We start from the raw sequence: 22,178 nt of genomic DNA on the forward strand, positions 1-22,178 counted from the left end.
ATGCGGACTGTTCTTAGGCTACAGTGCCAAGTGAAACGAGCAAAGGCACAGGGGGGACTTGAACCCCCTAGTCACGTAGACTGCGAGGCGTACCACGGACAGAGCAGGGATGGAACCTCCCTGCTCTGTCTGCGTCCAGGTCCTGTTCAGCTTGCCAGGGCCCTCTGCCTGCCGGGGTCAACCCTCCCGGCCGCCAGGGCGACGGCAGCACCCAATACCATGAAGCACATCCACGGGAGAGCACCCTGGTGTCCCTGCTGGGAGAGCCAGCCCCCAAGCGTGTTGCCCAGCGCCCCGCCCACGGCCCATGCAAGGCTGGAAAGGCCGTAGTAGGAGCCCAGCGCGCGTTCCGGGGCGATCTCCGCGATGACCGCATCAATCGCGGGCATGGCCAGGACCTCCCCCAGGGTGAAGACGATTACCGCGGCGTAGAGCGAGATCAGGTCTCCCGCGAAGCCTGCTGCCATCAGCCCTGCCCCGCACAGTGCCGCCCCCCAGCGGAAGGCGTTCAGGGAGGCAACCTTTCGGGATACCGGAATCCAGGCCAACTGGAGCACAACCGCACCGATCCCGTTTACGGTGAACAGCGTGGCAGCCACCGCTGCGGCGGAGGCGCTGTGTGGGGCCATCGTCGCGGCCCGCAGGGGCAGCGTGGTGGTCAGCTGACTGTAGATCACCGTGAACAGGATCGTCATCACCGAGAACTGCCACATGGCCCGGTTGGTGAGAGTCGCCATGATCAACCGCCCGAAGCGCACCCGTTGGTCCTGGCTGCGTCCGAGCCTGGGCACGAACCGGAGGACGGCGAGCAGCAGCAGGAGGTGTGCGGCGCTTCCTGCCAGGAAGGCGGAACGCACGTCGTAGAGCGCCAGAACCGCACCGGCCATGGGGCCAACGGTCGCACCGAGGTTGTTGGCGATCTGGCGCGCGGCGAAGACAGACTGTCGGTTTTCCGGGCCAGTCGCCTGTGCGAGGGCCGCCCGGATGGGCGGACCGAACAGGGAGCCTCCCAGCGAGGCGAACAGGGCGGCGATTGTCACGGTGTACACCTGGGTGGACGCGGCGAACAGCGCGTATCCGATCACCCGCAATCCCAGCCCCAGGAGGAGGATGAACCGGCGGTCATACCGGTCGGAGAGAATTCCGCCCACCAGGGTGAGCCCCTTCTGCACCCCGACGCTGATGGCCATGATGCTGCCCGCGGTCAGCGGTGAAAAGGCCAGTTCGGTGGTCATGTACACGGCGAGCAGGGGAATGACCATGAAATACCCCAGGTTCATGGCGAAAAACCCGGTCAACAGCACGCACAGTTCAGCCGTGAGGCCCCGAAAGATACCTCCGGTGCGCCCTGAGCAGTTGTGCATTCAAGACAACCCCTCGTCGGTTTCTTGAATGCATTTTACCAAGGTCCACACCAATCGGAAAAATAGATTATAATGCAGGATAGATCGATACCATCGAATGGAGGTGAGTCTCCCTGGAGATCTCCCAGCTAAAGGCCCTGGTCACGGTGGTACGGCACAACGGGGTGGTGCGGGCGAGCAAGGTGATGCACCTGGCCCAGTCCTCTGTCACGGCCCGCATTCGGGCGCTGGAAGACGAACTCGGCGTCTCCCTGTTCGACCGGAACGGCCGACACCTGACCCTCACCGCCTACGGCGAAACGCTTCTGCCCTACGCGGAGCGGATCACTGCCATCGCGGATGAGGCCGAGTCCGTCATCGCCGGAATGCGAGACCAGGCGCAGTGCCACCTGGCTCTGGGCCTGGCCAGCAGTGCCCCGTATCTCTTTGATGACCTGTACAGGGAGCTGACGAAGGCGCTGCCGCACTTGAAGCTGCACATCCGGACAGGCCACACTGGCAGGCTCTACCAGATGCTGCAAGATGGGGTCGTGCACGCCGCGATCATCCGCCCTGTCGAGGCCGCCCCTCAGGTGTCACTGGTTCCCCTCTATGAAGATGAGACGATCTTGATCAGCGACTCCCGCCGCGCATGGCCGGCGGCCGTCCAGCCCGCTGACCTTGCGGGCGAACGACTGGTCGTCTTCGATCCCGGGTCCGCACATGCGGCTGCCGTTGACCAGTGGCTCCGCGCACATGGACTGTCATGGGAACCGACCATCTACACCGATGATGTGGAAGTGGCAAAGCAAGCTGTAGCGAATGGCGCAGGACTATGTTTTCTCTCCGAGTTGACGGTATCGCGAGAGATCGCCCGCGGCCAGCTGAGCAGGGTCCCCATCCGAACGGGCCTGTCGCGGCCCACTGTGCTGGCCTATCGCACCGGCCGGGTGCCCGTGGAGGTCTTGGCGCGCGTTCAAACAGCGTTCGCCCACGTCGCGGCGCGCTGTCGCCACCCCGACAACCAACTCGCATAGGTGGCTCAGCCGGCATGCGCCACCCGTACCGAAGGAGGAGGACGAGCACATGGGCTGGAGCGCGCCGGACTGGGTGATTGCCCCGGTCTCCCGGGGTGATGGTCTGGCCGGGGTGTGGCGCGGCTTGGTTGAGTTGCACCAGTTGGGCCTGGTTCGCACACTGCCCAGGATGGGTGCCGTGGAACGCTACCCCTCGCTGTCGACGGCGCTTGAGCGTGACCTGCCGCTGCCGCACGAGGTACAGGGCGTTGAACCCACGGCTGCTGTCCCGCGCCTGGCCGGTTCCGCTTCCACGCCCAGGGCGCCCCTCCACGGGCGCGCTGTCGCGCGGGCAAGGGACGGGCGACCGTCCTGCGGTCGCCCGTCGCATGTGTGTAGAGCGTGAGTCCGGCGCGCCCCGGGGGGCTGGGGATCGCGCACGGCCGGGTTCGCCCTCAGATCGCCCGGGTCACGAAGTACAACAGGAACAGGCCGGCCACCGCGTACATGGCCGGGCTGACCTCCCGCCACCGGCCGGCGGCCGCCTTCACCAGCGGGTAGGCCACCAGCCCGAAGGCGATGCCGTCAGCCACCGAGAAGGTGAGCGGGATCAGCAGGATGACCAGGAAGGCCGGGATGGCCTCGGTGAGGTCATCGAAGGGAATTGACCGCAGCGGCTCGCACATGAGCGCGCCGACCAGCACGAGCACCGGCGCGACGGCTGAGGAGGGGATCAGCCCGACGAGCGGCAGGGCGGCCAGCACCGCCAGGAAGAGCACGCCCGCCGTCACGGCCGTCAGCCCCGTCCGGCCGCCGGCAGCGATTCCGGCCGCGCTCTCGCCCGCGGCCACCGTCGGCGTGCCGCCCAGCAGGCTGGCCGTGACGACCGCCAGGGACGTCGCCTGCAGCGCCCGCGGGAACTTCTCCTTCTGCGGGAGCAGGCCGTACATCAGGCCCAGGTTCTCGAAGAGCACCACCAGTGCAAGCGAGAAGGTGGCCGCCCAGAAGGGCAGCGTGGCGATGCGCCGCAGCGAGAGGGCCCCCGCCACCTCGGCGTACGCAGCCAGGGAAGGCGGCTCGATGCCCGCGCCGCCGGCGTGGCCGCTCACCCAGGCCAGGAGCGTGCCCGCCGCGATGCTGATCAGGAAGGCTCCCGGCACCCGCCGCACGTAGAGCACCACGGCGACGGCCAGCGTGACCAGCGTGAGGACGACGGCAGGCTCGCCCAGCTTGGCCAGCGCCACCAGGTTGGCCCCGCCGGAGACGATCACGCCACCCTGGCGGAGGCCGATGAAGGCCAGGAAGAGGCCGATGCCCGCCGAGGTCGCGGCCTTCAGCGACGCGGGGATGCCCCGCAGCAGGCCGTGGACCGCCGGGCTGAAGGCCAGGGCGGCGCAGAGCAGCCCCGCCGCGGCGACGACCCCCAGCGCGTCCTGCCACCGCAGGCCCATCCCCTGCACCAGTGTGAACGCAAAGATCGCCGCATCGCCGAGACCCGTGACCGTCATGAGGGGAGCGTTGGCCCAGAGGCCCATCGCCAGCGACCCGGCCCCCGCCGCCAGCGCCGTGGCCACCGAGGCCGCTGCCAGCGGGATGCCCGCCTCCGCCATCAGCCTGGCGTTCACCACCACGATGTGGACCCCGGTGACGAACGAGACGAGTCCGGCCATCACCTCCCGGCGGACCGTCGTGCCGTGCGCCTTCAGATCAAACTGCCTTTCGAGCGTACGCTTCACAGAACCCACGATATCTTGTCTCCAATTCTCAAGTCCCTCCACCCACCCGTGAGCGGTGCTCACGCTGCCCATGATAGCACAGGTAAACCCCGCCGTCACTGGACGGCGGGGTTCAGAGTGCTGAGCAGTGCAGAGAGCGGTTTCGGCCGCCCCAGGTGGAACCCCTGGCCCAGCTCCACGCCGATCTCGCAGAGCTGGCACCGGGTGTCCTCGTCCTCCACCCACTCGGCGACCACCTGAAGCCCCAGGTCCCGGGCCAGCCGGTTGATCGCCTCCACCACCGACCGGTTGGCCGGGTTGCGCGCGAGGCCCACCACGAAGGAGCCGTCGATCTTGACTACGTTCACCGGCAGGTTGGCCAGCGCGGCCAGCGACGAGAACCCGTGCCCCAGGTCGTCCAGCGCGAAGCGGCAGCCCAGGGCGCGCATCTCGTTCATCCACGCGCGCAGGGCCTCGGCGTCGCCCGCCCAGGCCGTCTCGGTGATCTCCAGCGTGAGCCGGTCGGCCACGTCCTGCGCGCGCTGGACGCGCCGGGCGATCCACCGGCGCTGGTCAGGGTCGCGCAGGCTCTGTCCGGACAGGTTCATGAACAGGTTCAGCTCGGGGTGCCCCCGCAGCACGGCGATGATCTGCTCCAGGCACCACCGGTCCACCTCGGGCATCAGCCGGAACTCCTCGGCGGCGCTCAGGAACACCCCGGCGGGATGCATCTCCCCGTCCTCGTCCCGCAGGCGCAGGAGCGCCTCGGCGTACGCGGTACGCCCGCACTGGAGGTCGACGACGGGCTGGTACTCCAGGAAGAGGCACCCGCCCCTCAGTGCAGCGGTCAGGCGCTTGCCCCAGCGGGCCACGGCCTGCAGCGCGGCGAGTTCGTCGTCGTCCGGAGGGGGCAGGATCCTGCCCTGGCCCCCCTGCTGGGCACGCCGCAGCAGCAGTTGACCGATCAGCAGCACGTCCTGGGGCTCCATGCCCGGGACCACGGGCACCAGGCCGGCGCAGAAGCTGACCCGGCTCCGCCGGCCCGCCGCCCGGCCCACCGATCCCAGCCAGCGCTGCATCTGCAGCGCCAGCTCGTACCCCTCCTGGGTGGGCACGCCGGGCAGCAGCAGGGCGAACTCGTCGCCGTCCAGGCGGAAGGCCGTGCCCTGCGTCCGGGTGCAGGAGATCAGGGCTGCCGCCACGGACTGCATGAGCGCATCGCCGGCGTCATGGCCGAGGCTGTCGTTGGCCAGCCGCATGCCGTCCACGTCCAGGACCATGAGCGTCCCCTCCCGGCCGTCGGCCAGCAGGTCGCCCAGGCGACGGATCAGCCCAGACCGGCCCCCGAGGCCGAAGGCGTTGTCCGCGGCGGATCCGGCGGGTTGTGAGCCGGCAGCCTGGTCGGCCAGGTTGCGGCTCAGGAGGAACAGGAACACGGCGGTTGCGATGACGAAGAGAAACCCCTTCACGGTCTGCACGTTCCAGCCCAGACCGACCGTGTCCAACCACCGGTCGGCGACGCGGTCTGACCCCCAGATCCAGACCAGCGAGACGCAGAGGTAGACCAGCGAGGTCAGGGCGGCTTTCCGGGTCGCGGGCGAAAGAGACGAGAGTCGTTTCAAGCGCTTCACCCCGCGCCAATTGCAACATCAATATTGCCTACCCAACAATATCACAATCGTCACTTAACGCTATAGGGTGCAGACCCGTTCACGGGCACTAGCCCGAAGCGGGTGGCGCGGGGGTATAAAGTACTCACACGGACAGAGACCGGTGGCTGGCCAGGAAGTGCAGGTACGCCTCCTTGACGGGCCGGCCGAGGATCTCCTCCACCGCCCTGCGGTAGACCCGGATCTGGGTTCCGTAACGGAGGGCCGCCTGTTCGGGCTCCCGCCGGTCGGTTTTGTAGTCTACCAGGACGTACCCATCTTCCTCCTCCAGAAGTAGGTCGATCATGCCCTGCACGATCACCACATCGTCGCAGGCAACCGCCGCCGGGAGGTCGGGGTAGACCTCCGACGCCGGCACGGCCAGCGTGAAGGAGAGCTCCCGCCGGACGCGGTCGGGCCTCTGGCGGATGCGCAGGCCCAGCGGCGAGGCAAAGAAGCTGGCGATGGCCTCGGTGTCCACCGCGGCCGCCTGCTGGGCCGTGAGCAGCTCCCTGCGCACGAGGCCGTCCACCTGTGCCGCCACGTCTGCCGCATCCAGCGGGCGGGTCAGGTCCAGGTGCTGCAGCACCAGGTGCATCACCGTACCCCGTTCGGTGGGCGAGAGCCCCTTGCGCTCCTCCTGGAGGAACCGGGGCCGGCCGGACAGGCTGCTGCCCGCGGGCTGCGCCCGCTCGTCCTCACCGGACCCGACCAGGGGCTCGCCCGGCGCGTCGGCGTCGGGGTCGAAGTGACCCTTCAGCTCGGTCACCGACAGCTTGCCGAAGCGGCGCACCACCGGCTCGTAGGGGTAGCGCCAGGCAAAGCGGGCGCGCAGCGCCTCGCCCAGGGCCTCATCCAGAGGCCGGTCGAGGGGCTCGGCCGCGCCGATGCGCGCCCAGTCCAGCTCCTCCCGCTCCCCGCCGGCACCCGGGAGCTCCAGCAGCCGCTGCTGCGCCTCCGGGTCCCAGATGGTCACCTGCCAGCGGGAGCGGTCGCCCAGGACCTCGGCGTCCAGGCCGGACGCCGTGTCCAGGGACAGGCCCGCCAGGGTGCGCAGCGGCTCGCCGCCGGCGTGGCGCAGCACTGCGGGACCCACCCAGTCGAGGTAGTCGTCGGCCGAGAGCAGGAGCGACTCCGGCAGGGCCCACCCCGCCACGGCGGCCGCCCTGGCCCAGCGCTCGCAGCGGCTGCGCAGGCGCGCTGCGCTTCCCACCAGCACCAGCCGCTCCCGCGGTCGGGTGAGGGCGACGTAGAGCACGCGCAGCTCCTCCGCCAGGCTGGCGAACCGGGTCGACTCCCGCACGGCGTGGTAGGCGAGGGTCGGGTACTTCACCCGGACCTCGGGGTCCACCAGCATGGGGCCGAAGCCCAGTCCCCGCTCGAGCAGCAGGTCGCCGGAGAGATCCTGCCGGGCGAACTTGCTGCCGAGGCCGGCCACGAAGACCACCGGGAACTCGAGACCCTTGCTCTTGTGAATCGACATCAGCCGCACGACGTCCTCGCCCTCGCCCAGGGCGGGCGCGGCGCCCATGTCGGCCGACTCGGCCCTGAGCCGCTCGATGAAGCGGAGGAACCGGAAGAGCCCCTGGCGCGCGAACTGGTCGAACTGGCGGGCCCGCTCGTAGAGCGCGAGCAGGTTGGCCTGCCGCTGCGACCCGCCGGGCATGCCCCCCACGTAGTGCAGGTAGCCGGTCTCCTGGAAGATCTGCCATACCACCTGGCTCAGCGGCCGGCGCCGGGCGAGGGTCCGCCACCGCTCCAGGGCGCCGAGGAACCGGGCGAGGACCTGGTCCAGCCGGCCCTCATCGGCCTCGGACCCGCTGACGCCGCCGTACGCCGGGGCGGATTCCGGCGCAGTCGCAGCGGCGCGCTCGACAACCCGTTCCGGGCCGGCCACCGGATCCGCAGTCGCGGCGGCTTCCGGCCGGCTGGCCGCAGGCGTGGCGGCTGCCAACAGGGCGTCGTAGAAGGAGCCCCGGGGGTCGGCCAGACGGATGCGGGCCAGGTCGGCAGCGGACAGGCCGACGATGGGCGAATGGAGCACCGCGGCCAGCGCGATGTCCTGCCGGGGGTTGTCGAGGATCTGCAGGAGGCTGAGGAAGACCTCCACCTCCGTAGCGCTGAAGTAGCCCGTGGCCATCTGGCCGTACGCCGGGATGCCGGCCTGGCTCAGCACCTCGATCACCGTGTTGACCCGCCCGGTGGTGGCCCGGAGCAGGATGACGATGTCGCGATGCTGTACCCTGCGGTACGCCCGCGCCTTCCGGTCCCAGACCTGCAGGGGCGGCCGGTCCGGCGTTCCGTCGACCATCTCCCGGATGCGCCGGGCGATGAGGCGGGCCTCCCGCTCGATCGCCGTCAGGTCGGCCAGCTCGGCTGCGAGCGCGTCGCCGTCGTCGCCGTCCTGCCCATCGGCACCGTCCGCCTCGCCGCTCGCCTCGGTGTCTCCCGCATCGCTGCCGTCAGCCCCGCCGGATCCCTCGCCGTCCAGCAGGTGCAGCTCGACCGGGGGCTCGGTCGGGCCGTCGCCGCCGGCAGGGAGCGGCGGGTAGCCGGCGCGGTAGACCAGCTCGGCGTCGCGGTCGTAAGCGATCTCGCCCGCCTCGGCGGTCATGATCTGCCGGAAGAGGAAGTTGACGGCGTCCACCACGCCCTGCCGGCTGCGGAAGTTGGCGCCGAGCACGATGCGGGCGCCGGGAGCGGCGTCTGCCGAAGCGGCTTCGGCGTTCCCCCGCCAGGGGCGGTACGCGGCGTACTTGGCCAGGAAGAGCCCGGGGTCGGCGTGGCGGAAGCGGTAGATCGACTGCTTCACGTCGCCCACCATGAACCGGTTGGGCGGGCCCTCCTCCCCGTCCCGGGCCACCAGCGTCAGGATCGCGTCCTGCACGCCGTTGATGTCCTGGTACTCGTCCACCAGGACCTCCTTGTAGCGCGCCCGCAGGTCCCGGGCGACGTCGGAGGGCACCAGTCGGTCCGGGGTGGAGGCAGGGTCGCGCAGCAGTTCCAGGGCGAACCGCTCCAGGTCGTTGAAGTCGATGGCTGACTGCGCCGCCTTGGCGGCCCGGAACGCCGCGGCGAACTCCCGCACGACCTCGCCCAGCGTGCGCAGGTGGGGGGCCACCGCCCGCAGGTCGGCCAGCCAGTCGGCCGCGGGGCGGCAGAAGTAGCGCTCCTGCAGCTCCTTCACGGCCTTCTTCGCCGCGTTCCGCAGGCCCTGTGCGGCCTCCTTCAGCGCCTCGTCGACCGCGCCCTTCCCCGTCCCGGGCAGCCGACCGAAGGCGATCCCCTGGACGGCTTCTGCCATCTCCGCCCAGGTCTCGGCCTCGGCTGCCCGCCGCACCGCGGCCTCCTCGGCTTCGAGCAGGTCAGCGTACGCCAGGGGGCCGAGCGGCCTGCGCGCGAGGCGGCCCGCGTCAGCCAGGGAGTCGGCTGCCCGCAGCAGCGTGAGCCTGACCTGCCGCCGGAGCGGCGGCCACCAGGGCAGGTCGTCGATGGCGGCGCCCTCGGACACGTCGAAGCGGGCCAGGCTCTCCTCCAGCCACTCCTCGGGCCAGGGCAGCGACTGCATGTGGTCGTAGACCGCGAGCACCAGCTTCCTGAGGCCCTCGTCGTCCCGGCCGCCGCCGTAGCGATCCACCAGGGCGTGGAACGGCCCGTCCTCCTCCTCATCGAAGCGGCGGGCGAAGAGCTCGTCCAGCACCTCGTGGCGAAGGAGCAGCGCCTCGTGCTCCCCCATCACGCCCACCGACGGGTCGAGCCCCAGCCGGTAGAAGTACTGGCGCACGAGGGTGAGGCAGAAGCTGTGCAGCGTGCTGATGGACGCCCGGCCCAGAAGGGCCAGCTGCCGCTGCAGCCGTTCGTTCTCGGGGTCCTGCGCCAGGGCCGCCTGCAGCGCGGCGCCGATGCGGTCGCGCATTTCCGTGGCGGCGGCCTCGGTAAAGGTGACGACCAGGAGCTCGTCCACGTCCATGGGGTCTGCGGGGTCGATCAGCCGCCGGATCACCCGCTCCACCAGCACCGCCGTCTTGCCGGAGCCGGCCGCGGCCGCCACCAGCAGGTTGGCGCCCCGCGCCGTGATCGCCTGCTCCTGCTCCGGTGTCCAGCGCACGTCACCGCTCAACCGACTCACCTCCCGCCGCCACCCGCTGCCACACGTCCGCGGTGGCGATCCTCTCCAGCCGCCTGTAGTTCTGCCCCTCCACGCCGGGGTCGAACTGGCAGACCGGCCGGTACTGGCAGAACCGGCACGGCGTGGCGCCCGCCAGCCGGTAGGGGGCAACCTCGGCCTCGCCCGCCATCACCCGGGCGGCGCACTCGCCCACCACCCGTTTCAGGTGGCCAAACAGCTGCCGGAACTGCGCCTGGTCCGCCACCGGCGAGCCCTTCCTCACTGTGCCGTTCTGGTTCAGCCTGGCCTGAATGAGTCCCATCCCGTCGCCGTCCATGGCGATGATCACCGCCGGATCGGCGCTGACCAGCCCCCGGGCCTGGTACTGCCGGCGGCGCCGGCGCCGGAGCTCGTCGGCCGGCTGCGGGGCCGGCAGAGACTCCAGGGGGTCGTGGACCGGGAAGTAGAGCGCTCCGGCGGGGATGCGCGCCCCGGGCAGCAGCGCCTCACCGCCCTCGACCACGGCGCACAGGTAGAGCAGGAGCTGAAGCGCCAGGCCGTGGTAGAAGTCGCCGAGCCTCAGCTCGCGCCGCGCGGACTTGTAGTCGATCACCCGCACCAGCCAGCTGCCGTCGTCCGCCTGCAGCGCGTCCACCCGGTCGATGCGGCCGCGCAGCAGCACCCGGTCGCCGCCGGGCAGGCTCACTTCCACGGGCGGCAGGCCGTCCTCGCCCTCGCCGAAGGGCACCTCCACCGCCACGGGACGGAACCGACCGTGGGCCACGTGCTCGCCCAGGAAGTCCAGCGCCGCCCGCAGCGTGCGCCGGATCACCCGGAGCAGGTAGCGGTGCTCGGGGCTGGAGAGCAGGATCTCGCTCTGCAGCCGCGGGGCCAGCCGGTCGACCAGGCCGTCCATGCGGCTCGTCGCCTCCTCGGGGGAGAGCGCGTCCCAGGCGAGGCCCTCCGCCTGCAGCTCCCGCACGAAGAGCGAGAGCGCCGCGTGGTAGAACAGGCCGAACTCGGGCGCGCTCACCTGGAACTGGGCACGCTCCTGCAGCCGCAGGGCGTATCCGGCGAAGTGGCGGAAGGGGCAGGCGAGGAACGACTCCAGCCGGCTGACGCTGGTCACGAGCCGCTCCCCGTAGAGCAGCCGGGCCAGGTCCGGCCCCAGCGGCGCCCCGCGCCGGCGGAGCCACTCCTCGTAGCCGACGGCCGCGAGGACCGGTGCGCTCGCCTCCCGCAGCGCGGGGTCGGTGACGGCCCACTGGTAGAGGTCCAGCCAGCCCGGGTCCAGGGCGTAGCCCGCGCGGGCCTGCCGCAGCGCCCGGGCGACGGCGGCTCCCAGCTGCGCCGGCGTGGTGACGGCCTCCAGCGCCTCGTGGGCGGAGGCCGCAGCGGGGACGGCCGGGCGCGGCCTCAGCTCCGGGAAGAGGCGGCGCAGCCGGCCGACCACGGGCGAGGGCGCCGCCGCCCGTCCCGACTCGTCCGCCAGAGGGTAGCTGATCCAGAGGAAGTCCGAGCCCCGGGTCAGCGCCACGTACGTGAGGAACTGCTCCTGGAAGAGCCGCTCGAGGCTGGTGGGCCCCACGTCGAGGCCGTCCTGCTTCAGCCGCTCCCGCTCCCGGTCCGTGAAGATGGCGTCCTCCGCCGGCTGTGGCGGGAAGTCCTTCTCGGTGGCGCCCAGGATGAGCGTGACCCGCACGCCGGCGTGCCGGCTCCGCTCCACGGTGCCCACGATCACCTGGTCGAGGCCGGGGGGAATCAGCCCGAGCCGCAGGCCGTCCAGTCCCGCGGAGAGCACCTGCAGGTACTCCTTCGGGGTCAGCCGCTCTTCGCCCAGCCCCTCGACCACCTGGTCGAACAGCTCCAGCACGCCGGTCCAGACCTGCTCGTGCTCCCGGGCCGTCTCCAGGTCGCCCTGCCGCTCGGCGTCCGCCTTCCACGCCGCCAGCTCGCGGGCGACCTTCAGCTCGTCCAGCAGCTGGAACAGGCAGGTGGTCAGCTCCCGCACCGTCAACCCCTGGCGGCCCCGGCGGGCGATCCGCCGGTGGAAGGCCAGGAGGGGCGCCGTGGCCCGGCTGCGGATGCGGTGGATGCGCTCCAGCAGGGCCAGCTGCCCGGCCCCCGCCGGCGCAGCCTCCTCCTCCAGCGTGTAGCGGCGCAGGTACTGCCAGGGCTCCTGCTGCTGCCAGGCGCCGCCCCGGATGCCGTGCTCGATGACGTAGTTCTCCAGCAGGTCCACCTCGTCGCGGCTGACGCCGGCGAGATCGGTCTTGAGGTAGCGGAAGACGGGGCCATAGGCCCAGTCCTGCACCACCACCTCCAGCGCCGACCGCAGCAGCTCCACCAGCGGGTGGTGGGCCACTGGCCGCCGGCGGTCGATGAACGCCGGGATGCCGTGCTCGGCGAAGACGGTGGCCGTCAGGTCGCCGTAGCCGTCCAGGTTGCGGGCGACCACCGCGATCTCCCGGTAGCGGAGCCCCTCCTCCCGGACGAGCCGAAGCACCTCCCGGGCGGCCGCCGCCACCTCCTCCCGCCGGTTCTGCGCCTCGACCAGGGCGATGCGCCCGGGCGTCCCCGGCCAGGCCGGCGCTGACTGCCGGAAGAGGTAGCGCTCCACGTGCGCCAGCTCGGGGGCGCCGCGGAAGCGGGGGCTCTCCTGCAGCAGCAGGGGCGGGTCGACCGCCACCCCGTGCTCGGCGGCCAGCGCCATCAGCTGGTCGTAGGTGGTCAGCGCCGGGTGGAACAGGTCTGCCGGGCTGTGGTGCCCCCCGGCCTTGTACAGCTGGCCCGGTGCGATGCAGAGGCTCACGTGGACCTGCCGGGCCGAGCGCATCACCGCGGCCAGCACCGCCAGCTCCTGCGGCGTGAAGCCGTTGAAGCCGTCCACCCAGACCTCGGCACCGTCCAGCAGCCCGCTCTCATCCAGGCGGTCCGCCAGGACGGTGAGGTAATCGTCGGGGTCGGTGAACCTGTGCTCGGTGTATGCCCGGAGGTCAGCCATCACCAGGGAGAGGTCGTGCAGCTTCGCCCCCAGCGCCGTCTCGCCCAGGCCCTCGGCCTCCAGCTGGGCCAGCTGCCGACGGAGGCTGTCCGGCCCCTGCTGGTAGCTGCGCAGCTCCCGGATGGAGCCCGCCACCCGTTCGATGAAGCCGGGCTTGTCCGCCACCTGGTGGAAGAGCCGCAGCTCACCCCGCCGCCGCTCCAGGAGGGCGCGCAGCACCATCTGCTTGCCCAGGTCGGAGAGCGGCGGCAGCGCAAGGCCGCCGACCTTCAGCGAGACCCGCCAGGCCAGCCGCTGGAAGGAGAGCACCTGCGCCCGCACGATGCCCTTCAGCCGGCCGCCGCTCAGCAGGGCCTGCTCCACCTGGAAGGTGGCCTGCTCCGGCACGAGCAGGATCAGCGGCGGGCCGTCCGGCGCGGCCAGCGCCGCGCGTGTGAGCTCGTCCAGGCAGACCTGGCTCTTGCCGGAGCCGGCGCTGCCGATGATGAAGCGCACGCCCATGGTGGGACCTCCTTCGTGTCGTACTCCCTGGTCCTATGTGCGGTAGACCCCCGGGCAGCAGTGCTTGGCGCTCCGGGCGCCTTACCCTTGTAATGCTCCTCGGCAGGACGGGCGTGCTCGCTCCGCTGCGCTCGCGCCGTCCTGCCTGCGGAGCTCTGAACTCAGCGCCCTGATGCGCCTGCGCCTCTTCTGCCCGGGGGCCGATCGCCCGGAACTCGGCGCCCAGGCCGCCAACCACGCCGTGACGCTCCTCGGCAGACGAGCGTGCTCGCTTCGCTGCGCTCACACCGTCCTGCCTGCGGAGCTTTGCACTCAGCGCCCTGATGCGCCTGCGCCTCTGCTGCCCGGGGGCCGATCGCCCGTGAATCGGCGCCCAGGCCGCCAACCACGCCGTGACGCTCCTCGGCAGACGAGCGTGCTCGCTTCGCTGCGCTCACACCGTCCTGCCTGCGGAGCTCTGAACTCAGCGCCCTGATGCGCCTGCGCCTCTGCTGCCCGGGGGCCGCTCGCCCAGGGACGATCGCCCGGGCCCCCCGCGGCTCTGTAAGGGACGCCGGTCCGGCACGGGCCCTACGCCCGCTCCAGGCGCAGGCGGCTGCCCCGGCCGCCGGGCTCCGCCGGCTCCACGATCACCCGGCGCTGCAGCCGGGCGCGCAGCTCGGCGACGTGGCTGATGACCCCGACGTGGAAATTGTCGTAGTGCAGCCGCTCCAGGGCCGTGACCACCGTGTCCAGCAGCTCGGGGTCCAGGGTGCCGAAGCCCTCGTCCAGGAAGAAGAACTCCAGGGGGTAGCGGCCCCGCAGCTGGATCTGGGCCGAGAGCGCGAGCGCCAGCGAGAGCGAGGCCAGGAAGGTCTCGCCGCCCGACAGGCTGGCCACCGCCCGGCGGGCGCCGCCGTTTGCGTCGTCGCGCACCAGGAAGCCCCCGTCGCGGTCGAGCTCCAGGGCGTACCGCTGGCGGGTCAGCTGCCCCAGCTGGCGGGAGGCGTCCGCCGCGACCCGCTTCATCTGCTCCTTGGCCAGGAAGTCCACGAAGGCGTTGCCCCGCAGGACCTTCTGCAGCTCCTCCAGGTTCGCGACCTGCTCCGCCAGCGCGGACCGGCGCTGCTCCAGCTCCTCCCAGCGCCGCTGCCGGGAGAGGATGTCGTCCAGCACCTGCTCCGCCCTCGCCCGCGCCTCGCGGTTCACTTCGGCGGCGGTGCGGGCCTGCTCCAGCCGGGCGCCCCAACCGTGCCACTCGTCCTCCGTGAGGCTGCGGCCGTCCAGCTGCCGGATCAGCTCGGACCGCAGGTTCTCCAGCCCCGCGCCCTCCTGCTCGTGGGCCCTGATCCGCGCCTCGAGTTCGGATTGCCGGTCCGGGCTGCGCAGCGCGGCACGGGCCTCGGCGCCGTCCGCGAAGCCCGCGGCCTCCAGGGCTGCGGCAATCAGGGCCGCGGTCTCCGCATCCCGCTGCGCCGCCAGTTCCGCCTCCCGCTGCGCGGCCGCCCGGGCCGATTCGGCCTGGCCGCGCCGCCGCTCCGACGCCTCCCGCGCAGCGGCCGCCGCCGCCTCGTCTTCCTCCAGCTGGCGCAGCCTCGCCTCCACGCGGGCCAGCTGCGGTGCCGCGGGCGCGCCGCCCGAGAGCCGCCCCCACTCGCCCTCGACCTCGCTCAGGCTCTGCTGGGCCTGCGCCAGCTCCACCTTCCGCTGGTGGAGCCGCTCGGTGTAGTCCTGCAGCTTCCGGCGCAGCTCGGCCAGCCGCTTCTCCTGCGCCTCCTGCTCCTCCCGGAGCTGCTTCAGCGACTGCCTGAGCGCCTCGGCCCGCCGGTCGGCCTCATCGATGCGGCGCTGGGCGGACTCCACGGCATCCGGGTCCATGTCTCCCCTCGCCGCATCGAACTCGGCCTGCCGCTGCATCGCACCCTGTTCCAGGGCGTGCAGCTCCGCTCCGGCCTCGGCCGCGGCGCGCTCGGCCGCCTCCGCCCGGGCCCGCAGGCCGGAGGCGTTCGCCGCGGCCCTGGCCAGCAGGGCTGCCTGCTCCTGCTTCTGCTGCTGCAGCCGCGCGAGCTCGGCCTGCCAGGCGTCGAAGCGCGCCCGGCGCTCCCGCTGCTCGGCGGCCTCGCGCTCCAGAGCGGCCGACAGCGCATCCGGCCCCAGCTCCCGCCAGACCTCCGGGAGCTGGCCGCGCACCTCGGCTGCCTGCGCTTCCGCCCGGGCCAGCGCATCGCGGGCCTCCGCCGCGCGCACGGCAGACGCACTGGCGAGCTCGGCCCTGGCCAGCCGCTGCTGTGCGGCCCGCTCCAGCGCCAGCTCCGCCTCACGCAGTGCGGCCTCCTGCCGTTCCAGCTCCGCCTCCGCCGCGCTCAGGTGGGCGGCCGCCTCGGGGCTGACGGGATGGGGATGCTCCAGCGATCCGCACACGGGGCACGGGGCACCCGGCCGGAGGCTGGACACGAGCGCCGCCGCGTGGGCCCCGCGCCGGGCCTCGGCCACGGCTGCCCGCGCCGCATCCCGGGTGTCCCTGGCCGCGTCGGCCGCCTGCCGGAGCCCCGCCTCGACCCGGGTCGCCTCCGCGAGCTCCCGCTCTGCCCGCTCGGCCTCGTCGGCGCGCGTCCGGTACTCGGCCCGCCGCTGTTCTGCCTCCCGCAGGAGCACCGCCAGCGTCCGGATCTGCTCGCCGACCCTGCCCAGCCAGGTCTCCGCGGCCCGCAGGTCCGCCTCATCTGCGGGCCTGTCCGCCTCGAGCCGCGCCGCTTCCCGTTCCAGATCGGCCAGCCGCTGTTCAGCCTCTGCCCGCAGGGCCTCTCCCTGCTGGGCCGCCCGCCTGGCCGCCGCCACCTCTTCACTCCGCTGCTGTGCGCGCCGCCGGCCCTCCGCCAGCAGCCGCCGGGCCTCCCGGAGCCGGTCGAGACAGCGCAGGGCCTCGCTGACCCGGGTGCGCACCTCGGACGGGACCTCGAAGGCGGCGATCTCTTCCCGGAGGGCTGTATCCCGGGCGAGCAGGGCCTGCCTGTTCTCCTCCGCCTCGTTCAGCTGGCTGGAGACCTCGGCGCAGAGGGCCTCGCCCTTCGCCACGCGCGCGGTCAGGTCCGCAACCTGGCCGCGGGCCGCCTCGAGGCCGGCCTCCAGCGCCACCGCCCGCTGCAGGTCCCGCTGCCTCCCGGTGAGGACGGGGAGCTCAGCCATGCGGCTGCTCCGGGCCGCCTCATGGGCCCGGACGGCCTCGGCCAGCTCCGCCAGGGCGGCGGTCAGGGCCTGCTCCGCCGAAGAGAGCTGCGCCGCCGCCGCGCCGGCCCGGGCGACGGCCTGGTCCCGGGCCTCCAGGTGGGGGCGAACCCCCTCGGCACGGCGGGCCGCGTGCAGTTCCTGCCGCCACGCCTCGACCGCCTGCGCATTCCCCTGCCACGCCGCGAGCCTGTTCTCCACCTGCCGGAGCTCCTGCTGCAGCTGCCAGACCCGCTCCCAGGTGCGGTAGCCGGCCTCCGCGGCCTTCAGCTCCTGTTCCGCGGCCGCCAGGGCGGCCTGTGCGGCCTCCAGCGCCTGCCTGGCCGCCGCGACGGCCTCGGCGGACGCGTCACCCAGCCCGGCCTGCTCGGCCTGGACCGCGACCAGCTGTCCCCGCACCGCCTGCAGGCGCTGCTTCAGGCGCTGGTTGAGTCCGGTGCCGTACTGCTCGAGCGCGAAGATGCGCTGCAGCATCTGCGTGCGGTCGCTGCCCGACAGGTGGAGGAACTCGGCGAACTGGCCCTGGGGCAGCACGACGGCGCGGGTGAAGTCGTCCAGCTGGAGCCCCAGTAGGTCGACCACACGCTGGGTCACCTCCCGCTCCCTGTCGGCCAGCACCTCCTCGGCCCCGGCATCCAGCCGGACCAGCCGGGCGTGCTCGCTGCGGACGGAGGGGCCGTCCTTCTCCCGCCGGTAGGCCCGTTCCACGCGGTACGTCTCAGGTCCCAGGCCGAACGTGAACTTCACGTAGAGCCGGTTCTCGGCCTGGTTCACGATGCCCGTGGTGCCGCGCTCGGCCCGCCCCACCTTGCCGTAGAGAGCGAGGGTAATCGCATCCAGGATGGTCGACTTCCCCGCGCCGGTGGGTCCGAAGATGCCGAACAGGCCGCCGTCCAGGAGCCCTGCGAAGTCGAGCTCCTGCTTCTCGCGATAGCTCTGCAGCCCTGCGAACTCCAGCCGGACCGGCCTCATTCCTCCCCCACCTCCGACTGGTCGTTCACCAACTCCAGGAAGAGCCGCACCAGCGCATCCGGCGGGGAGCCGCCCCGCTCCTGCTGGTAGAACCGGACGAACTGCTCTGCGACGGACAACTCGACCGGCTCCGCGGTGGCCGCCACCTCTTCCACGCTCGGGAGCACCGGGTGGATGTGGATGATGTCGGGCCGCAGGGAGCGCAGGCGGTGGATCTGTTCCAGCGTGAGGGGATGCTCCAGGTGGACGGTGAGGTCGATGAACGCCGTCGGGTCCTTGCCCTCGGCGACCCAGCGCTCCACCTCGGCCAGGCCCCGGGCCTCCCATTTCACCAGCGGGCGCCCGACGGAGATGGGGATCTCCCGCACCACAGGTTGCGTGTCGCCCGGCCGGACGTCCAGCACGGTGACGCCCTTCTGGTAGCCGACCTCATTGAAGGAGAAGGAGAGCGGCGACCCGGAGTAGCGCGTGAGCGCCGCCGCCCCGTGGATCCACTGGGGGCGGTGCAGGTGCCCGAGCGCCACGTACTGGGCCCCGGAGGGGACGGCGTCGGCGGGAACGGTGTAGGCGCTGCCCATCTGGATCGGCCGCTCCACGTCGCTGGTCTCTTCGCCCCCGGCCATGTAGATGTGGCTGGTGATCAGGCGGACGGCGTCGGGCCGGAAGCGGCTCGCCGCCGCCGCAAGCCAGCGCTTCACCTGGTCTGCATAGGCCAGCTGCAGCTCCTCCTCGCCCAGCGTGTCGGCCATCAGCTGCTTCAGCCGGGACTCGGAGGGGTAGGCCAGCGCCAGCACCACCGCAGCGTGCTCCACGCCGGGTACGGTCAGCTCGACCCAGCCAGGGCCGGACGCGACCCGCTGGACCCGGTCCGGGCCCGGAGTGTGGGTTCCGGGGTCGTCGTGCGGGTAGCCGAACAGGGTGGCACCATGCCGCTGGGCGAGGGCGCGGACGGCCGTCAGCCGGTCGGGCGAATCGTGGTTGCCGGCGATGGCCACCACGGCCCGGCGGCCGTTCTCGCCCAGCCGGGCCAGTGCGTCGCACCAGAGCTCCTCGGCCGACGCCGAGGGGTTGACGGTGTCGAACACGTCGCCGGCGATGAGCACCAGGTCGATGGCCTCTTCGCGGACGATGGCGCACAGCTCGTCCACGAACTGCGCGTGCTCTTCCTGCCGGCTGCGGCCTTCCAGAGTGCGCCCCAGGTGCCAGTCGGCGGTGTGGAGGATTCGCACGGGCCCTTCCTCCTCTTGCGCAAGTAGGTTTGGCAGAGAGCTTCTTGACGGAACGGGTGTTCTCCTTCCGCATCCACGGGTGATTTGGCGGATGAGAACGGGTCACAGGCCAATGTGAAGAAATAACCGCAGCTGGTAAGAATTTACGTGGGGGACTTGCTGACCACCGGCGACCTCCGCTTTTTCGGCAGCCTGCGGCGCCACCTCGTGCGACTTCGTGCTACTTCACGTCTGAACCACCGATCTGAGCGGTCCACCGGCCCACGCACCCCCGCCCATCGCAGACCCTTCAATCCTGAAGTGTCACTTTTTCGGCAGCCCATGGCGAGACCCCGTGCGACTTCGTGCTACTTCACGGCTGAACCACCGTTCTCTACGGTCCACCGGCACACGCACCGCCGCCCGTCGTGCACCCTTCAATCCTGAAGTGTCACTTTTTCGGCAGCCAACGGCGACACCCCGTGAGGCTTCGTGCTACTTCACGTCTGAACCACCGATCTGAGCGGTCCACCGGCCCACGCACCCCCGCCCATCGCAGACCCTTCGATCCTGAAGTGTCACTTTTTCGGCAGCCAATGGCGACACCTCGTGCGACTTCGTGCTACTTCACTTCTGAACCACCGATCTGAGCGGTCCACCGGCCCACGCACCCCCGCCCGTCGTGCACCCTTCAATCCTGAAGTGTCACTCTTTCGGCAGCCAATGGCGACACCCCGTGAGACTTCGTGCTACTTCACGTCTGAACCACCGTTCTCTACGGTCCTACCGCCCCTGCACCCCCGCCCGTCGCACACCCTTCAATCCTGAAGTGTCACGTTTTCGGCAGCCAGTGGCGACACCCCGTGAGACTTCGTGCTACTTCACTTCTGAACCACCGTTCTCTACGGTCCACCGACCCAGTCACCCTTGCCCGTCGCACACCCTTCAATCCTGAAGTGTCACGTTTTCGGCAGCGCATGGCGACACCCCGTGCGACTTCGTGCTACTTCACGGCTGAACCACCGTTCTCTCCGTTCCTACCGCCCCCGCACCCACCTCCGTCGCAGACGCTTCGACCTTGAAGTGTCAGCCGCTCGGGCAGCTAATCACCGACACGATCCAGGCGGAACTCCGTGAGGAGGTTGTATGCCTCGCTCACTCCCAACTCGGTGAACATGAAGCACTTCTTATGGACCGTGATCAGCCCGGCCGCCTCCAGCCGCTGTAGCAGAATGTCGAGGGCGCGGCGCTGGCACCGCGGCGGATCAAACTCTTCGTTTCGGGTGGAAGACAGATAGAGCAGCATGAGCAGAAGGTCCTCGGCCACCCGCTCGGGCGCGGGGCTGCAGCTGATGTCGTCGGCCGGCCCGCACGCGGCAGACGCCGGGGCACCCCACGGGTCGTCTTCGGCCGTCCCCTCACCCGCCCGCTCGGGCGAGTTGCGGTGCTCAATCCCGGCTGAAGGCTGGGGTGCGAGCGGCGCAAGGGTGCCCGGTTCAAGCTCGTGCACCAGGCACAGACGGACGAGCGGCGAGAAATCCGGGTCGTCCAACAACCACGCTGTTCCGGGGTTCCTACTCCTGGCGCATTCTTGGCAAACGTGCTCCCGGTGCCCTCGTCCCGTGAACTCCTCGTTGGGGAGACTCCGGCCGCATTCGTGGCAGAAGTGCCCACGACGTCTGCGCGCCATGTCACTCCCCCACCGCGACGCCCCGCTCCTCGGCGGCGGCGACCAGCCTGTCCAACAGCTGTGCGGTGGCCCGCACGTCGTCCATGGCCCGGTGATGCCTGTCGGCGTGGATTCCCCAGTGGTCCAGCAGCGCCTCCAGCCGGTGGCTGGGCAGGACGGGGAAGAGCCGGCGGCTCAGCCGCATGGTGCAGAGGACCGGCCCCGCGTACGGGGCCATTCCCGCCCGGGCCAACTCCTGATTGAGGAAGCGCAGGTCGAAGGAGGCGTTGTGGGCGACGAGCAGCGGTTCGTCGTAGAGCACCTCGGCCATCAGCCGCCGGATGGCCAGGATGGTGGGCGGAGCGCCGGCCAGGTCGGCGTCGGTCAGTCCGGTGAGTTCCTGGATGAAGGACGAGAGCGCACAGCCGGGATTGCAAAGGGAGTGGAACTCGAACCTGCGGTCCCGCTCGAAGCGGGCCGCGGCGATCTCGATCACGCGGTCGGCGGGGCCGAGACCGGTGGTCTCGAAGTCCAGTACGACGTAGGGGCGTTGCAGCATGGGGCAGCCTCCTCCGGGTCTCACTCCGTTCCGGAGGACTTCCCTGGAAGCGGCGGCGATTCCTGCCCGAAGCCGGTGGGCCCCGCCCCTTGCCGCCGCGAGCCCGACGCGTTACAATGGCGGTAACTTCATGCAGACAGGTTCCTCGCCTACCCTCTTGTTCACGTCGACAAGGGGGTAGTGTGCTTGTTTGCCCCCTTGCGGCCGATTGGCGAGGGGGTTCAAGCATGACCGACCGTGAAATGCGGAAGGCACTCAGAGCCGTAGTGACCAAGGCCGTGAACCGGGCCGATCCCGTGTATCTGCTTGAGATGGGGGCGCCGGATGACGAGTACGAGCCGGAGATCCTCAGCCTGATCGACGGTCTGGCGGATGCCTGGCCCGACCAGCAGAAGGTGTTGCAGCTCTGTGCAGACGTTTTCATCCCCTGGTTCGGACCGCAGGCGCCGAGTCGCAGGCGCCTGAAACGGCTTGCTGCCGAACTGGTGAGGGGCCTGAACGCCTTGGCCAGGAGCGCAGGGACCCGGTGATGGCTTCCGTGGATCACCGCAGCCGTCTATCCGATCCGCCGGGGCTTCTCCCCGACCACTGGTCGGATTCAGGGTCAGAAAGCCGACGAGGTAGGGACATCGCTCCCTACCTCGTCGACATGACGCGCCCCTGTTGGAGTTGCACCTGACCGTCATCTCACCCGCCCTGCGTGCGAACCCTGATCTCCGACGGCGGGACCTCGAGGAACCGCTCATCGCCCTCCCACACGATGCGGAGCCGGATGGGGTTCAGGACAGCATCCCTCACCGTTTCGACCTGGTCCCAGTCGAATGGGGCGAACGTATGCGTGATCCGCCACGCGGGCTGACTTGGGGTCACATCGAAGCGGCGACCGCTGATGGGAAACACGGGTGCGTCCTTCTCGGGGATGAGCATCCTGTGCGCCATCTGCTCGGGGTAGAACACAGCAACCCTGAGGTCGGTGAGGTCCTCCTCCATCAGGGATTCAAACCGGAACTGTAGGGTTGCCTGCCCCTTGGCAGCCTCCTCGGGATGGGGCTCCAGGACCAGTTCCGTATCGATCGCGAAGTCGGTCGTCTCCGTGATTGGCGTGAAGGTGACCGCCTCGGGCAGCTGGGTGATGTCGTCCTTGGCGCCGCAGCCAACCAGAGTGGCGGCGATAAAGACCATGAGCAGGGCTAGTCTCATCCGTGGGAACCCACCTCCGATGATTCGAAT

Annotated in this window: 12 protein-coding genes; 2 read left to right on the top strand and 10 right to left on the bottom strand. The window is 70.9% G+C overall.

The window, feature by feature from the left end:
* Positions 1-146: 146 nt before the first annotated feature.
* Positions 147-1,364 (bottom strand): MDR family MFS transporter, encoded by a 1,218-nt coding sequence (locus tag J2Z79_RS16750; RefSeq protein WP_280953776.1) that lies wholly within the window; start codon positions 1,362-1,364, stop codon positions 147-149.
* A 119-nt stretch (positions 1,365-1,483) separates the two neighbouring features.
* Between J2Z79_RS16750 and J2Z79_RS16755 the strand changes: the two genes are divergently transcribed.
* Complete coding sequence (locus tag J2Z79_RS16755; RefSeq protein ID WP_342589528.1) at positions 1,484-2,380, top strand: LysR family transcriptional regulator; 897 nt, start codon at positions 1,484-1,486, stop codon at positions 2,378-2,380.
* A gap of 434 nt (positions 2,381-2,814) precedes the next feature.
* Here the strand turns inward: J2Z79_RS16755 and J2Z79_RS16760 are convergent, their stop codons facing one another.
* The 8 genes from J2Z79_RS16760 to J2Z79_RS16795 all read right to left on the bottom strand — a co-directional run bounded on the left by J2Z79_RS16760 (position 2,815) and on the right by J2Z79_RS16795 (position 20,948).
* Positions 2,815-4,104, bottom strand: a complete 1,290-nt coding sequence (locus J2Z79_RS16760; RefSeq protein ID WP_209468054.1) for an NCS2 family permease — start codon at positions 4,102-4,104, stop codon at positions 2,815-2,817.
* Between the two features lie 86 nt (positions 4,105-4,190).
* Positions 4,191-5,696: a bifunctional diguanylate cyclase/phosphodiesterase gene (locus J2Z79_RS16765; RefSeq protein WP_209468055.1), complete on the bottom strand. Its 1,506-nt coding sequence runs from the start codon at positions 5,694-5,696 to the stop codon at positions 4,191-4,193.
* A 133-nt stretch (positions 5,697-5,829) separates the two neighbouring features.
* Positions 5,830-9,843 carry a UvrD-helicase domain-containing protein gene (locus tag J2Z79_RS16770; RefSeq protein WP_209468056.1) on the bottom strand — a complete coding sequence of 1,338 codons (4,014 nt, stop codon included), beginning with the start codon at positions 9,841-9,843 and terminating at the stop codon, positions 5,830-5,832.
* Positions 9,833-13,336 (bottom strand): helicase-exonuclease AddAB subunit AddB, encoded by a 3,504-nt coding sequence (gene addB, locus J2Z79_RS16775; RefSeq protein WP_209468057.1) that lies wholly within the window; start codon positions 13,334-13,336, stop codon positions 9,833-9,835. Before addB ends, J2Z79_RS16770 begins: the two co-directional genes overlap by 11 nt.
* Positions 13,337-13,906: 570 nt before the next feature.
* Positions 13,907-17,512 (bottom strand): AAA family ATPase, encoded by a 3,606-nt coding sequence (locus J2Z79_RS16780; protein ID WP_209468058.1) that lies wholly within the window; start codon positions 17,510-17,512, stop codon positions 13,907-13,909.
* A complete protein-coding gene (locus J2Z79_RS16785; RefSeq protein ID WP_209468059.1) occupies positions 17,509-18,741 on the bottom strand; it encodes an exonuclease SbcCD subunit D in 1,233 nt (410 codons plus the stop codon). The genes J2Z79_RS16780 and J2Z79_RS16785 overlap by 4 nt, the downstream gene beginning before the upstream one ends.
* A gap of 1,081 nt (positions 18,742-19,822) precedes the next feature.
* Complete coding sequence (locus J2Z79_RS16790; protein WP_209468060.1) at positions 19,823-20,272, bottom strand: hypothetical protein; 450 nt, start codon at positions 20,270-20,272, stop codon at positions 19,823-19,825.
* Between the two features lie 139 nt (positions 20,273-20,411).
* Positions 20,412-20,948, bottom strand: a complete 537-nt coding sequence (locus tag J2Z79_RS16795) for a 3'-5' exonuclease (RefSeq protein ID WP_209468061.1) — start codon at positions 20,946-20,948, stop codon at positions 20,412-20,414.
* Between the two features lie 227 nt (positions 20,949-21,175).
* Between J2Z79_RS16795 and J2Z79_RS16800 the strand changes: the two genes are divergently transcribed.
* Complete coding sequence (locus J2Z79_RS16800; protein WP_209468062.1) at positions 21,176-21,478, top strand: hypothetical protein; 303 nt, start codon at positions 21,176-21,178, stop codon at positions 21,476-21,478.
* Positions 21,479-21,635: 157 nt separating this feature from the next.
* Here the strand turns inward: J2Z79_RS16800 and J2Z79_RS16805 are convergent, their stop codons facing one another.
* On the bottom strand, positions 21,636-22,148 hold the full coding sequence (locus J2Z79_RS16805) for a hypothetical protein (RefSeq protein WP_209468063.1): 513 nt from the start codon (positions 22,146-22,148) through the stop codon (positions 21,636-21,638).
* Positions 22,149-22,178: the final 30 nt, after the last annotated feature.

Origin of the sequence: Symbiobacterium terraclitae, assembly GCF_017874315.1 — a bacterium.
Lineage (GTDB): Bacteria > Bacillota > Sulfobacillia > Symbiobacteriales > Symbiobacteriaceae > Symbiobacterium > Symbiobacterium terraclitae.

Excerpts from the sequence above, each read along its gene's own strand:
- J2Z79_RS16800 (WP_209468062.1), top strand. The coding sequence starts at position 21,176 with ATGACCGACCGTGAAATGCGGAAGGCACTCAGAGCCGTAGTGACCAAG.
- J2Z79_RS16750 (WP_280953776.1), bottom strand. The coding sequence starts at position 1,364 with ATGCACAACTGCTCAGGGCGCACCGGAGGTATCTTTCGGGGCCTCACG.
- J2Z79_RS16780 (WP_209468058.1), bottom strand. The coding sequence starts at position 17,512 with ATGAGGCCGGTCCGGCTGGAGTTCGCAGGGCTGCAGAGCTATCGCGAG.
- J2Z79_RS16795 (WP_209468061.1), bottom strand. The coding sequence starts at position 20,948 with ATGCTGCAACGCCCCTACGTCGTACTGGACTTCGAGACCACCGGTCTC.
- addB (WP_209468057.1), bottom strand. The coding sequence starts at position 13,336 with ATGGGCGTGCGCTTCATCATCGGCAGCGCCGGCTCCGGCAAGAGCCAG.
- J2Z79_RS16805 (WP_209468063.1), bottom strand. The coding sequence starts at position 22,148 with ATGAGACTAGCCCTGCTCATGGTCTTTATCGCCGCCACTCTGGTTGGC.